The sequence below is a fragment of the Mesorhizobium sp. WSM4841 genome (assembly GCF_055811515.1).
The window spans coordinates 51,721-65,180 of sequence record NZ_JBVVQC010000018.1 but is presented as its reverse complement, the minus strand read 5'-3'; the positions used below and the strand labels follow the sequence as shown (position 1 = coordinate 65,180).

At 63.6% G+C, this 13,460-nt stretch carries 15 protein-coding genes; 10 read left to right on the top strand and 5 right to left on the bottom strand.

Going from position 1 to position 13,460, the window contains the following annotated elements; all coding sequences use genetic code 11:
* Positions 1-81: 81 nt before the first annotated feature.
* Positions 82-1,200: a nucleotidyltransferase family protein gene (locus AC0L14_RS21005; protein WP_473488930.1), complete on the bottom strand. Its 1,119-nt coding sequence runs from the start codon at positions 1,198-1,200 to the stop codon at positions 82-84.
* Positions 1,201-1,447: 247 nt separating this feature from the next.
* Here AC0L14_RS21005 and AC0L14_RS21000 point away from each other — a divergent pair, with 247 nt between their 5' ends.
* From AC0L14_RS21000 to AC0L14_RS20975, 6 genes are all read left to right on the top strand, one after another.
* On the top strand, positions 1,448-2,437 hold the full coding sequence (locus tag AC0L14_RS21000; RefSeq protein WP_473750604.1) for a TIM barrel protein: 990 nt from the start codon (positions 1,448-1,450) through the stop codon (positions 2,435-2,437).
* A gap of 41 nt (positions 2,438-2,478) precedes the next feature.
* Positions 2,479-3,537 (top strand): sugar ABC transporter substrate-binding protein, encoded by a 1,059-nt coding sequence (locus AC0L14_RS20995; protein ID WP_473488928.1) that lies wholly within the window; start codon positions 2,479-2,481, stop codon positions 3,535-3,537.
* A 184-nt stretch (positions 3,538-3,721) separates the two neighbouring features.
* On the top strand, positions 3,722-5,248 hold the full coding sequence (locus tag AC0L14_RS20990; RefSeq protein WP_473750603.1) for a sugar ABC transporter ATP-binding protein: 1,527 nt from the start codon (positions 3,722-3,724) through the stop codon (positions 5,246-5,248).
* 16 nt (positions 5,249-5,264) lie between these two features.
* Positions 5,265-6,242, top strand: coding sequence for an ABC transporter permease (locus tag AC0L14_RS20985; RefSeq protein WP_473750602.1), 978 nt, complete (start codon positions 5,265-5,267; stop codon positions 6,240-6,242).
* Positions 6,239-7,114: a MurR/RpiR family transcriptional regulator gene (locus AC0L14_RS20980; protein WP_123147842.1), complete on the top strand. Its 876-nt coding sequence runs from the start codon at positions 6,239-6,241 to the stop codon at positions 7,112-7,114. Before AC0L14_RS20985 ends, AC0L14_RS20980 begins: the two co-directional genes overlap by 4 nt.
* Before the next feature lie 13 nt (positions 7,115-7,127).
* Positions 7,128-8,018: a ribokinase gene (locus AC0L14_RS20975; RefSeq protein ID WP_473750601.1), complete on the top strand. Its 891-nt coding sequence runs from the start codon at positions 7,128-7,130 to the stop codon at positions 8,016-8,018.
* Positions 8,019-8,326: 308 nt separating this feature from the next.
* Here the strand turns inward: AC0L14_RS20975 and AC0L14_RS20970 are convergent, their stop codons facing one another.
* Positions 8,327-8,863: an Hsp20/alpha crystallin family protein gene (locus AC0L14_RS20970; RefSeq protein WP_123147844.1), complete on the bottom strand. Its 537-nt coding sequence runs from the start codon at positions 8,861-8,863 to the stop codon at positions 8,327-8,329.
* Positions 8,864-8,921: 58 nt separating this feature from the next.
* Positions 8,922-9,386: an Hsp20 family protein gene (locus tag AC0L14_RS20965; RefSeq protein ID WP_473488923.1), complete on the bottom strand. Its 465-nt coding sequence runs from the start codon at positions 9,384-9,386 to the stop codon at positions 8,922-8,924.
* A gap of 232 nt (positions 9,387-9,618) precedes the next feature.
* Between AC0L14_RS20965 and AC0L14_RS20960 the strand changes: the two genes are divergently transcribed.
* Together AC0L14_RS20960 and AC0L14_RS20955 are read left to right on the top strand one after the other, a co-directional pair.
* Positions 9,619-9,837, top strand: coding sequence for a hypothetical protein (locus AC0L14_RS20960; RefSeq protein WP_425294096.1), 219 nt, complete (start codon positions 9,619-9,621; stop codon positions 9,835-9,837).
* A gap of 170 nt (positions 9,838-10,007) precedes the next feature.
* Positions 10,008-10,265, top strand: coding sequence for a DUF982 domain-containing protein (locus tag AC0L14_RS20955; protein WP_473750600.1), 258 nt, complete (start codon positions 10,008-10,010; stop codon positions 10,263-10,265).
* Positions 10,266-10,363: 98 nt separating this feature from the next.
* On the opposite strand, the gene AC0L14_RS20950 is transcribed toward AC0L14_RS20955, so the two are convergent.
* On the bottom strand, positions 10,364-10,633 hold the full coding sequence (locus AC0L14_RS20950; protein ID WP_123147846.1) for an usg protein: 270 nt from the start codon (positions 10,631-10,633) through the stop codon (positions 10,364-10,366).
* A gap of 23 nt (positions 10,634-10,656) precedes the next feature.
* The gene (locus AC0L14_RS20945) at positions 10,657-10,989 is read right to left on the bottom strand and encodes a hypothetical protein (protein ID WP_473488922.1); all 333 of its coding nucleotides are present in this window, start codon (positions 10,987-10,989) and stop codon (positions 10,657-10,659) included.
* Positions 10,990-11,342: 353 nt separating this feature from the next.
* Between AC0L14_RS20945 and AC0L14_RS20940 the strand changes: the two genes are divergently transcribed.
* Positions 11,343-11,657 carry a co-chaperone GroES gene (locus AC0L14_RS20940; RefSeq protein ID WP_095493216.1) on the top strand — a complete coding sequence of 105 codons (315 nt, stop codon included), beginning with the start codon at positions 11,343-11,345 and terminating at the stop codon, positions 11,655-11,657.
* A gap of 58 nt (positions 11,658-11,715) precedes the next feature.
* Positions 11,716-13,347 (top strand): chaperonin GroEL, encoded by a 1,632-nt coding sequence (gene groL / locus AC0L14_RS20935; protein WP_473750599.1) that lies wholly within the window; start codon positions 11,716-11,718, stop codon positions 13,345-13,347.
* Positions 13,348-13,460: the final 113 nt, after the last annotated feature.

Genomic DNA, 13,460 nt, shown 5'->3' with positions numbered 1-13,460 from the left:
AATTTTACCCGCGATACTGCTCTGTGTAAATTTACTTGATGGTCGGCGCCTACTGCCCGGAACCTTACTATTCGCGAGGCGCTATCGTTTCGGCGCGGTCGCCACGTCTTCAAGGTCGAATTCCGAAGGGTCTCTTTCCAGTTTTCGAATAGCGCGGGCCAGCGCCGGCAGGACGGTTTCGCGCGCGCCCTTCTCAACCTGGGATAGACTCCTGCGTATGGCATCCTTCCAGGCCGGGCCGCGGTCGTAAGCCTCCATGAAAGCATCGGCCAGGTCTTCCGACTGCCGTTGTTCGATCATGGCTTCCATGATGGTTGCAGCCTGCATCTTGTCCTTGCGGCTCTTGGCGGTGCCGTCGCTGTCCGTCCGACGGCGGCTGGCGACGATGAGTTTGTGGATGGCGTACCGTTCGGGCGACGGCACGTTCACCGGCACGCCGGCACCGTGAAGGAGAACGGCCCGGATCGGCTCGTATATCAGGAAATCGAGAAACCGCAGGGGCTGCGCCGACGCGCCACCAAGCGCGGGCATGGATGTTGGACGACCCTCGTAGTCGGCCGAACCGGTGTTCGGAGTCAGGAATTCGACCTTGTATCCGGAGCGGGAAGAATATTGCGTGGTGAAGCGGCCGTCAGCCTGGTGCGGAATCTCCCGGAAAGTCGGGTCGACTTTCCTCAACGTATCGAGCACGGGTGGCATCTTGTCATCGACGGCCGTCGAGATCGAATGAAACTGCGCAAAATCGGCATCTCCCGTGACCATCGACGTACTGGGCAGGCGAACGCCAAGGACGGCTGGATAGCATTGATAGGCGACGGTACCGACCAGGACGCCACGAAGCCTGAAGAAACCGGCTTCGGCGAGCGCCTGGACAATGTCGCCGGTCTTCCTTTCCGGCCGTGGCAGGTAGGCCTCGCGAATGAGTGTCGAAACCAGTTTTCGCCGCTCTTTGATGTCGGCTTTCAGGTCCTTGAAGTTTTCGACCCTCCTGGTGATTTCGGGATCGTCGACGGGGCCGACATATGTGCGTGTTTTGCCGCCGTCAGGGTTCGGCAGGTCGAGATACCAGTAACGGCGGCCTTTCACCTCGGCTGTGACAAAGCGGCCGCCGACGTTGAATTCCGTCGAGAACGAGGCATCCAGCGACCGCTGCGCCAGCTCGGAATAGAGCGTCTGGTATGTATGGGGAATCTGCTGCATATGAGTTGTTACCGTTTTCGCGAAAAGGGTAATAACACAATTTCGTCGCCACCGTCATCATAAATTGTTACCGCTTTCGCGAAAGCGGTAACAACTGCGCTCAAGGCATCCGTGGATGCGGGTCAAATCGCGCGCCAGCAGTTCGTCTCTTCCCAGGCCCCCGGCTCCCACGATTGAATTAAACAGTGCTCTATACTTTACAAGTAAATTAAAACATGTGAAGTTATGTCCACCAAAAGGGTCATCCATGACAACCAGTCGTTTCGCCACACGCCTGAATTCCTTTGCCTCGCGACCACAGGCCGAATGGCCTGATCTTGTCGACAAGCCGTCCATGCTGCAGATGGCGGCGCGTGCGGCGAAGGTTGCGGGGCTGACCGACCTTGACCTCAACTTTCCCGACCATGTCGATGAAAAACCTGCGGAAATGGCGCGAAAACTCGGCGATGTCGGGCTTTCGATCAATGGCTTCGCCATGCGCTACTACTCCAACCCGGCTTTCAAGCTCGGCGCCTTCACCAATCCAGATCCCGCAGTTCGCCGCGAAGCCATCGACCTAACCAAGGCCGGCATTGACGCCGTGCGTGAGGCCGGCGCCAATCTGATGACGCTGTGGCTCGGCCAGGATGGCTTTGACTATGCCTTCCAGGCCGACTACGCGACGCTGTGGCAACACGAGATAGACGGTATTCGTGAAGTGGCGGCGCATGATCCCGACTGCCAGATCAGCCTGGAATACAAGCCCAACGAGCCGCGCTCCTACAGCCTGATGCCCGACGCGGCGACGACATTGCTGGCGATCCGCGAGATCGGACTGCCCAATCTCGGCGTGACGCTTGATTTCGCCCATGTGCTCTACGCCGACGAGCAGCCGGCCTTTGCCGCAGCACTGGTCGCGCGCCACAGCAAGCTCTTGGGCGTCCATCTCAACGACGGCTACGGCAAGCGCGACGACGGCCTGATGGTCGGCGCGGTGCACACGCTGCAGACGATCGAGCTGCTCAGGCAGATCCTCCGCGACGGCTACGCCGGCGCCATCTACTTCGACACGTTTCCCGACATGACCGGGCTCGATCCGGTCCACGAATGCGAAGTCAACATCGCCACAGTCAAACGCATGCTGCGCGTTGTCGATCGGCTGGAAAAGGACAACCGCCTGTCCACCGCCGTCGATCGTCAGGACGCGGTCGCATCGCAAGCCATCATTCAGGAAGCCATGCTCGGGCCGGACAGCTGACGCCGTCGCCGTCGCCGTTTTTCAACAAGGGAGGAAAGACCATGAAATTTCTGCTTGCCACCGCTGCCGCTGGCCTGATGGCGCTGTCCATCGGTTCGGCATTTTCCGCGGACCTCGCGCCGCTCAACTCCGACACCGAGCAGGATCGCATCGACTGGTCGCAGCTCGAGGCCAAGTTCGGTGCTTTCCCCAAGCTGCCCGAGGGCACCAAGGCGGGCGCCGTCTCCAAGACGCTGACCAACGAATACTGGCGCTCGCTGGGTGAGGGCTACAAGTCGTTCGGCGACCGCGTCGCCGTTCCGGTCGTCTACCAGGCGGCGCAGAGCGAGGGCGACCAGCTCGGCCAGCTCACCATCGCCGAAGGCCTGGTCACACAAGGCTACAACGTGCTTCTCGTCTCGCCGCAGACCGACTCCAACCTGCAGCCGATCATGGAACAGGCCAAGTCCGCCAACGTGCCGGTGGTCAACGTCAATGACGCGGTCATCCCGCAGGCTGAGCACTATGTCGGCAATGTCCAGCGCGACAATGGCGTGCGCGTCGCCAAATGGTTCATCAAGAACCGGCCGGATGGCGGCAAGGTCGCCATCGTCGAAGGCCAGGCCGGCGTCTATGCCGCCGTCCAGCGCACGGATGGCTTCAAAACCACGATCACCGAGGCCGGGAAGTTCGAGGTCGTCGCCAGCGTGCCCGGCAACTGGGATCGCCAGACATCCTACGACGCGGCCACCAACATCCTGCAGCAGCACCCCGACCTGATCGGCTTCTATGCCAACAATGACGGTATGGCGCTGGGCATCGTCGAGGCGGTCAAGGCCGCCGGCTTGCAGGACAAGGTCGCCGTCTTCGGCACCGACGGCATCTCCGACGCGTATACCTCGATCCGCGCCGGCGAGCTGACCGGCACCGTCGATAGTTTCCCGGTGCTGACCGGCGAGGTGGCGCTGGAATCGGCGCTGCGACTGGTGGCCGGGCAGAAGCTGCCGCGCGTCGTCGCCACGCCGCAGGCGCTGATCACCAAGGACAATGCCGACCGCTATTCCGGCGCCGGCGACGCCGTGCGCAAGGCGCTGCTCGAGGACGCGGCGGCGGGCAACTAAGACGGGGCAACAACCGGGGCTGTTGCACCCCCCTCATCCGGCCGCTTCGCGGCCACCTTCTCCCCGCTGGGGAGAAGAGCAGGGCGCCGACGCTGGCGATCTCCTCTCCCCTCGGGGAGAGGTCAGCCGAGCGAAGCGGAGGCTGGGTGAGGGGTCTTTGAGAGATCGCTTGGAGAACGAACCAATGTCACCTCGGCTGCAATTCGAGGGCATTTCCAAGGTGTTTCCGGCCGTGCGGGCGCTGAGCGATGTGTCCTTTTCGGTCGGCGTCGGCGAAATCCATGGCCTGCTCGGTGAGAACGGCGCCGGCAAATCGACGCTGCTGCGCATCCTGTCTGGTGTCTACCGGCCGACAGCCGGAAGCGTGCTGATCGACGGCAGACCGGTGACGCTGAACAATCCGGTCGCGGCGCGTGCCGCGGGCGTCGCCATGATCCATCAGGAATTGCAGCAGGTGCCGCAGCTCAGCGTCGCCCAGAACATGTTCCTCGGTCATCCGCTGACGCGCGGCGGCATCTTCGTCGCACGGCGCGAGCAGGAGCGTCGCGCTGCGGAAGCCCTCGCCGCCCTCGATCCGACGATCGATCCGGCAGTCCCGCTCGGCAGCCTGAAGGTCGCGCAGCGGCAGATCGTCGAGATCGCCCGGGCGCTGCTCGATCGGGCGCGCATCGTGGCGATGGACGAGCCGACATCGAGCCTGACGCCGAGCGAGTTCGAGCGCCTGGCCGAAGTCATTGCCGGACTGGCGCGCGACGGTGTCGCGGTTGTCTATGTCTCGCACAAGCTGGACGAGGTGTTCGGCATCTGCCAACGCGCCACAATCATGCGCGACGGTGTCGTGGTCGGATCCGTCGATCTCGCGCAGATGTCGGAAAAAGCCGTCGTTTCGATGATGGTCGGCCGCGAGCTTGCCCAGGAACAGCACCGCTCGCACGCTTCCAGCGAAGTAAGGCTGAGCGTGCGTGGCCTCGCCTCGGCATCCAAGGTCCATGACGTCTCGTTCGACCTGCATCGCGGCGAGGTGCTGGGCATTGCCGGCCTGGTCGGCTCGGGCCGCACCGAACTGCTGCGGCTGCTGGCCGGCGCCGACCGCGCCTCATCAGGCAGGGTCGACATCGACGGCAAGGCGATCAAACTTTCCAATCCGCGCGACGCTATCGCCGCCGGCATCGGCCTGGTGCCGGAGGAGCGCAAGCGCGAAGGCATCGTGCCGTTACGGTCGATCTCCAGCAATATGGCGCTGGCGTCGATGGGCGTGTTCGCACCGCGCGGCGTCATCGATCACACCAGGCTGAAGCGGGTCGCGGCCGAGAAGATGAAGCGGGTCAATCTCAGGCCATTCCTGCTCGACCGGCCGATCCGGCTGTTCAGCGGCGGCAACCAGCAGAAGGCGATCATCGGCCGCTGGCTGGCGGCGGGAACGCGCATCCTTTTGTTCGACGAGCCGACGCGCGGCATCGATGTCGGCGCCAAGGCGGAGATCTATCATTTGATCGAGGAGCTCGCCGCCGAAGGCCATTCGGTCGTCGTCGTGTCGTCCGAGCTTCCCGAGGTGATCCGGCTCGCCGACCGCGTGCTGGTCATGCGCGACGGCACGGTCGCCGCCGCAATCGACCGGTCCGATCTCAACGAACAGGCGATCGCGGCGCACGCCATACCCCAATCGGAGACTCAGGCCGGCAAGGCGCAAGGCCATCGGGCCGGTGCATAACGGACAGGACCAGCGGATGACTGATATAACCGAACACACAGCAGCGCGCCCAAGGGCTGAATTCCTGCACCGGTTTTCCGTGCGCGACGCCGGGACGCTGATCGGCCTGGTCGTGATCCTCGCCGTCTTCGGTGCGCTGGTCCCGGGCTTCTTTGCCGAGCGCAACCTGATCAACATCCTGCAGCAGTCGAGCATCAATGCCTGCCTGGCCTTGGGCATGACGCTGGTGATCATCTCGGGCGGCATCGATCTGTCGGTCGGGCCGACGGCGGCCCTTTCGGCCGTCATCTCGGCCTCGATGCTGGTTGCCGGCGTGCCGTTTCCGCTGGCCATCGCCGCCGGCTTCGCCATCGGCCTCGTCTGCGGGCTGCTCAACGGCGTGCTGGTCGCCTATGTCGGACTGCAGCCTTTCATCGTCACGCTGGGAACGCTCAGCACCTACCGGGCGCTGGCGCTGATCTATACCGGCGGCAATCCGGTGCTCGGCCTGCCTGCCGGCTTCCGCACCATCTTCAACGGCTCGCTGTTCGGATTGCCGTTGGCGGTCATCATCGTGGGCGTGGTCGCGCTGATCGCATGGATCATCCTCAAGAAGACGCCGTTCGGCGAATATCTGCTCGCCGTCGGCGGCAATGAGGAGGCCGCCTACATAGCAGGCGTGCCGATCGCCCGCACCAAGATAGCCGCCTACATGATTTCGGGTCTGCTGGCGGCCCTTGCCGCGCAGATCCTGATCGGCCGGCTGGGTGCCGCCGAGCCCATTCTCGGCAATCTCTGGGAGCTCGATGCGATTGCCGCGGCGGCCATCGGCGGCGCCTCGCTGATGGGCGGCAAGGGCAGCGTGGTCGGCACCATCCTGGGCGCCGTCATTCTCGGCACCATGCGCAACGGCCTGACGCTGATGAATGTCCAGTCCTTCTATCAGCTCCTGGCAACTGGTCTTATAATCCTTGCCGCGATGCTTATCGATCGCGTGACGAGGGGACGTGGATGACCTTGACCAGCCTGGATCTGAAAGCAGTAGGACCGCGGATCCGCATGATGATGCCGCATTTGACGCCGCTCGAGGCGAAGGTGGTGGAAACCGTCTTCGGACGGCGCGGCTTCGACGAGACCATTCCGCTCAAGCAGATCGCCGAAGAGGCCGGCGTGTCGGAGGCGATGGTGGTCAAGATCGCCAAGAAGCTGGGTTTTTCCGGCTACCGCGACTTCCGCACCGCGGTCTATGAGTATAGCCGCCTGCCGACCGCAGAAATGCACCAGGAGCTGTCGGCCGACGACAGTTCGGCCGAGATCGTCCAAAAAGTGTTCCGCACCTCCATCCAGGCGTTGGAGGAAACGCTGGCGATCCTCGACATGGACGATTTCGACCGCGCCGCCGATCTTCTCTACCGCGCCAAGAACCGGGATTTCTATGGCGTCGGCGGTTCGGCGCAGATCGCGCGCGACGTGTCGCACAAATTCCTGCGCATCGGCATCCGCGCATCGGTCTACGACGATTCGCACATGATGCTGATGTCGGCCTCGCTGCTCGGCGCCGACGACATCGCCGTCGGCTTCTCGCATTCGGGCAATACCAGCGCCGTCATCGATGCCATCCATCTCGCCCGCAAGAGCGGGGCGCGGACGCTGGCGATCACCAACTACGACAACTCGCCGCTGGCCGCCGTTGCAGACATCGTGCTGTGCTCGACAGCGCAGGGCTCGCCGCTGATGGGCGAGAACGCTGCGGCGCGCATCGCCCAGCTCAACATTCTCGATGCGCTGTTCGTCGCGGTGGCGCAGCGCGACTATCAGGCGGCGGAGCGCAATCTCGGCCGCACCATGTCGGCGGTGACGTCGAAACGTCGGGACAAGGGCTCATGAAAGATTGGGGTACATGACGGCTCCGCTGGTCACCGTGTTCGGCAGCCTGCATTACGACATCATGGTCGAAGCGCCTGACCGCCCGCGCAAGGGCGAAACGGTGACCGGCCATGCCTGGCAGCCGAAATGCGGCGGCAAGGGCGGCAACCAGGCAGTGTCGGTGGCGCGAGCCGGCGTGGGCTCGGCGATGATCGGCGCCGTCGGCGATGACGATTTCGGCCGCGTGCTTCTCGACAATCTCTACCGCTGCGGCGTCGACAGCCGCTTCGTGCGGGTCGCGGCTGGCGCCGGCTCCGGCATGAGCGTGGCGATTTTCGACGACGGCGGCGATTATGGCGCGGTGATCGTGTCAGGCAGCAATCTCACCTTGGGCAAGAAAGACGTCGCGGAAGCTACTGATGTGATTGCGCAAACGTCGGTTCTGCTGCTGCAGAACGAGGTGCCGGAAGCCGCCAACATTGCCGCGGCGCGGGCGGTGAAGGCGCATGGCGGGCGCGTCGTGCTCAACGCCGCACCCGCCCGAAAACTGTCCGGCGAACTGATCGCACTTACCGATATCGTCATCGTCAACGCCATCGAGGCGGAATTCCTGGCCGGCATTCCGGTCGTCGACACGCTCGAGGGGGCTACCGAGGCGGCACGCATGCTGGCCGATTTCTATCCGGCCGCGATCGTCACGGCCGGCGGGGAGGGCGTTGCCTATTGCGACCGCGACGGCCAGGCGTTCGTGCTGGCGGCCATCCCGGTGAAGGTCGTCAGCACCCATGGCGCCGGCGACGAGTTCGTCGGCGCGTTCGCGGCAGGCCTTGCCCGTGGGCATCAGGTCGAGGCTGCCCTCGCCGCCGCCAACACCGCCGCGGCCGTGCTGGTCGCCACGGCGGAACGCGAGCGCGAGGAGATCTGAGACGGATGGCCGCCTCCGCCCGTGACAGGCGACAAGAAGCGGATGGCGAGGACTTTTCGCCCGGCTCCGACAGGCCGATAAAGTTCGACAATTGATACGAAAGCCCGCCACCCTTTCGGATGACGGGCTTCCGTAGCCTGGGCGCCAGGAACGCCACGGTAGCGACGCTGCTACTAAATGCTCCGTAGATACTCAATATGCGGCCTTCGCGCCGTCAGGCGCATCGGCCAAACAAATGAAGCCCACGCCTTTGGCGGAGAGCGCGGGCCTTCGCAGCCGGGCGCTTGCGCGTCCGGCTGCCGATGTCGTCAGTGCTTGCTCTTGCCGGGGCTGGCGGCACCGCCACTGATGGCGATGCGCTTGGCTTTCGACTGTGCGCGCTCCGTCTTGGGCAGCGTCACGGTGAGCACGCCGTTATGGAAGGCGGCGTTCACCTTGTCCTCCTCGACCTCGTAGCCGAGCGGGATGCGGCGCTCGAAGCGGCCGTAGAACCGCTCGGAGAACTGCCTGTCCTTGTCCTCGGTCTCGGAGCGCTTCTCGCCGCGCAGCGTCAGCACACCGTCATCGAGCATCACCTCGACGTCCTTTTCGTCCATGCCAGGAATTTCCGCGGTCACGCGGATCTCCTTCTCGCCGTCGGCGATTTCGACGCTCGGCCAGCTGCCGCGCGCCGACGAAAATCCGCTGAGCGAAGGCATGCGCGTTTCGAAGCCGCGGAACGCGTCGTCGATCAGGCGGTTCATCTCGCGATGCAACGCCATGAACGGGTCGCGCTCCTCGTCACGATAGAAGCTGGGAACCGGACTGTTCTCCCGGCCCCAGGGTATGAGATCACGAATAGCCATTGCTGTTCTCCTTTCTGGACTGGTTGCGCCAAAGGCGAACGCCAGAGATCGCCTTCGCTCAGGCGGCCTGCTTCGGCTTCTCGACCTGCCCGGCCTTCCGCGCGTCGTCGTCCTTGGCGATCGCGATGCGACGCGGCTTCATCTCCTCGGGCACTTCGCGCACGAGGTCGATCGTCAGCAGGCCGTTGTTGAGCGAGGCGCCGGTGACCGTCATGTGATCGGCAAGCTCGAAGCGCCGTGTGAACGGTCGCACCGGAAGGCCGCGATGGAGATATTCCACCTCGTCCTGTTCCTTGCGCTCGCCCGAGACGATTAGAAGGTTCGGCTCGTGGCTAATGTCGAGATCGTTCTCGGAAAAGCCGGCGACGGCGATCCTCACACGATAGGTGTTCTCGTCGCTTCGCTCGATGTCATAAGGCGGCCAGGTTTCGACTGCCTGAGGCGCGTTTTCCAGCAGGGTGAAGATACGGTCGAAACCGATGCTCGACCGATAGAGCGGGGAAAAGTCGAATGCGGTTCTCATAGCTACATCCTCCATGGAGCAACATAGTACGAGGGACGCCAAAGAGCTTGGCGCTCCCTGGGTTCTGCCGGTCCCGTTCGGCAACCGGCAATTTGGATTTGGTTATTGTCAGGCCGAAATCAAGACCCAGATTCTGTCCCGCAGCCAGATTTTTTTGTTGCCAGATTGTACTGGCAATGCCGGTTTCAACCGTCATTTGAGGGTCGCGCCGGCACGCCGCATGGAGGATATCATGACCATGACACGCGACGACATCATTTCGGTGCTGGGCCCGGTGGACGACGCCATCATCGCCGACATCGCCTCGACCGGCGCGACGATCGAAGAGTTGCGCGAGGCCTTTGCCTGGGTCGGTGCCGATGAGGCGCTGGTGAATGAGGGCCGCCCTCTGCCGTCGGCAAGGGTGGCGACGCTGATCGGGCTTCTCGAACCGCCGGACGACGACATATAGCCGGCCGTTACGTCGGCAGGGGCAGAGGTCTGGGGCAAGCAGGGCTGGAGACGGGGAGGGTCTTGAAGCGCGCAGGCAGACGAACCATCTCGTCCATCGGCGCCGATCGGGCTGCCTCCTGCTTAATCGAGGATGTACTTGCTCTAAAAAACAGAAAGAAGGAGGAAGTGATGAACGACGTCCCATTTTCCGAGCCGATCACGCTCAAGCTCCAATCCGTCGGAGAGCGCAAGGTCGCAAGCAGTTGGGAAGCCATCGAATGCATGCAGCAGTGGCCGGACCGGGCGCGCGGCCGGAACTGGCGCGCAGCCTATCGCGCCTGCCGCGACGCGCTCGACGGCTGGCGCACCGCCCGCGAGGCTCGCACTGCCTTCGTCAAGGCGGTTCGCACGGCCGGACTGCTTGTCACGGGGCGTAAATCCACCTGAATATCAATCCACCTGAACGCCAATGAACCTGAAGCAGGGGCGGACGCGCTATGCTGCAGAGGCGGCGCCTTTCATGAAAAGCGCCGCCCCTCCCTGTCTCACTGCAGCGTAATAACACCGTCCACCGCCCGCCATTCGGAGGGCTGGATCAGACGGTGATGGGCGACACGCACGGAATGCAGCGGGCCTTCGATCTCACGTTCCCAAAATTCGAGGAAATGCTTCAGAGTCGGGAAATCCGGAGCGATGTCGTACTCCTGCCAGATGAAGAGCTGCAGCAGGTCCCGATAGTCGGGAAGACGATAATGGATCTCCGCCGTCGTCAGGCCAAAACCCTGCATCTGGAGCTGGAACTCGTTGCTGACCATGCACGTCTCCTTTCTGTCGTAAATCAGGCGCCGACGCGGTGGGGCCCGCCGTGGCGGCTTCGGCTGGCGCCGGCGCCTTGAGATGGACCTGCGCCATCGAGTGCCTGCAGAGCGTCCATGATCTCTTCAAAGGCGATTGGAGCTTTGGCGCCGGGCGGCTTGCGCAGCGCCGGCATGGATTCGACCGCGCAGGCATCGGAGGCCCATGACGACAGGATCGCGCGCTTTTCACCGACGTCCAGCGTCGCGTCGGCCAGCACGTCCTGTGGACGATCGAAATGCCGCGCCGGATCGAGCAGCCGGCCGAGAGCGGGATCTTCCGGTGCAATCGAAATCGTTGGGGCATCGCGTTCCATCGCCATCCTCCGCGTGCAAAAACGCGTCCGCTTCCTCATCGGTTCCGGCCGGCCGGCAGGCGGTGCCGCGGTCGACGACGACGTTGGAGGGTTGCGGCGCGGTTTCAAGCCGCATCCGTCGTTTCAATCCTGGAATAGCGCCATAATTACAGTGCGCTATTACGGTGCGTTGGCACTCGACCACGGCGAGTGCTAAAATTTTTTCGACGTCCTCTTGAAAGCCTGAATCGGCAGACTAATTCGATATGCGCGTGATGCCTGAGCAGGGGTCGCGCACCGTCGCATCGGCCGTTGTACCGGTCGGCTGCGAAGGGAGGTCCAAGAAAATCTGTTTGTCCTATGAGGAGAACGACATGGCGTTCCGTCCACTGCATGACCGTATCCTGGTCCGCCGCATCGAGGTCGACGAGAAGACCGCGGGCGGCATCATCATTCCCGACACCGCCAAGGAAAAGCCGCAGGAAGGCGAGGTAATCGCCGCCGGGCCTGGGGCGCGTGACGATAGCGGCCAGCTGCAGCCGCTCGACGTCAAGGTCGGCGACCGTATCCTGTTCGGCAAATGGTCGGGCACCGAGATCAAGCTCAACGGCGAGGACCTGCTCATCATGAAGGAAAGCGACGTGCTGGGCGTGATCGAATCGACCGACAAGATGCAGAAGGCCGCCTGAGCGGGGCCTGGACAAGCAATCAGTCAACGAAAAGCTGCCTATTTGAAGGAGTTATCCAATGGCTGCCAAGGATGTGAAATTCCATACCGAAGCCCGCGAGAAGATGTTGCGCGGCGTCAATATCCTCGCCGACGCAGTGAAGGTCACACTCGGTCCCAAGGGCCGCAATGTCATCCTCGACAAGTCATTCGGCGCCCCGCGCATTACCAAGGACGGCGTTACCGTCGCCAAGGAAATCGAGCTTGAGGACAAGTTCGAGAACATGGGCGCGCAGATGGTGCGCGAGGTGGCGTCGAAGACAAGCGACGTCGCCGGCGACGGCACAACGACCGCGACCGTTCTGGCTCAGTCGATCGTCCAGGAAGGCGCCAAGGCGGTTGCCGCCGGCATGAATCCGATGGACCTGAAGCGCGGCATCGACAAGGCGGTCGACGCCATCGTCGCTGAACTCAAGGCCAATGCCCGCAAGGTGACCCGGAACGACGAGATCGCCCAGGTCGGCGCCATCTCGGCCAATGGGGATGCCGAGATCGGCCGATTCCTCGCCGAAGCGATGGAAAAGGTCGGCAATGAGGGCGTCATCACGGTCGAGGAGGCCAAGACCGCCGAGACCGAGCTCGAAGTGGTCGAGGGCATGCAATTCGATCGCGGCTATCTCAGCCCCTATTTCATCACCAACCAGGACAAGATGCGCGTCGAGCTCGAAGAGCCCTATGTGCTGATCCACGAGAAGAAGCTGTCCAACCTGCAGGCCATGCTTCCCGTGCTCGAAGCCGCAATGCAATCGAGCAAGCCGCTGCTGATCATCGCCGAGGATGTCGAAGGCGAGGCGCTGGCGACGCTGGTCGTCAACAAGCTGCGCGGTGGCCTGAAGGTTGCCGCCGTCAAGGCGCCGGGTTTTGGTGACCGCCGCAAGGCCATGCTGGAAGACATTGCCATCCTGACCGGCGGCACGGCAATCAGCGAGGATCTCGGCATCAAGCTCGAAAACGTCACATTGGAGATGCTCGGCCGCGCCAAGAAGGTGCTGATCGAGAAGGAGAACACCACCATCGTCGACGGTGCCGGCCGCAAGGATGAAATCCAGGCGCGCATCAGCCAGATCAAGGCGCAGATCGAGGAGACCACCTCCGACTACGACCGTGAGAAGCTGCAGGAGCGGCTGGCCAAGCTCGCCGGCGGCGTCGCCGTCATCCGCGTCGGTGGCTCGACCGAGGTCGAGGTCAGGGAGCGCAAGGACCGCGTCGACGATGCCATGCACGCCACCCGCGCGGCGGTCGAGGAGGGTATCCTGCCCGGCGGCGGCGTGGCGCTGCTCAGGGCGGCGAAGGCGCTCGACAATGTCGCCGTCGACAATCCCGACCAGAAGACCGGCGTCGAGATCGTGCGTCGGGCCATCGAACAGCCGGTGCGCCAGATCGCCGAGAATGCCGGCGCCGAGGGTTCGATCATCGTCGGCAAGCTGCGAGAGAAGACCGAATTCGGCTATGGCTGGAACGCCCAGACCAACGAGTTCGGCGACCTCTACGGGCAGGGCGTGATCGACCCGGCCAAGGTGGTGCGCGCCGCTCTCCAGGACGCGGCGTCGGTGGCCGGCCTGCTGGTGACCACCGAGGCGATGGTGGCCGAGAAGCCGAAGAAAGAAGGTGCCACGCCGGCGATGCCTGCCGGTGCCGGCATGGACTACTGACGCCAGGCTTCTGAGGACAAACGGCCGTGGGGGGGGGGGGGGGGGGGGGGCGGGGGGGGGGGGGGGGGTGGGGGGGGGGGGGGGGGGGGGGGGGGGGGGTTTTTGGTTTGGGA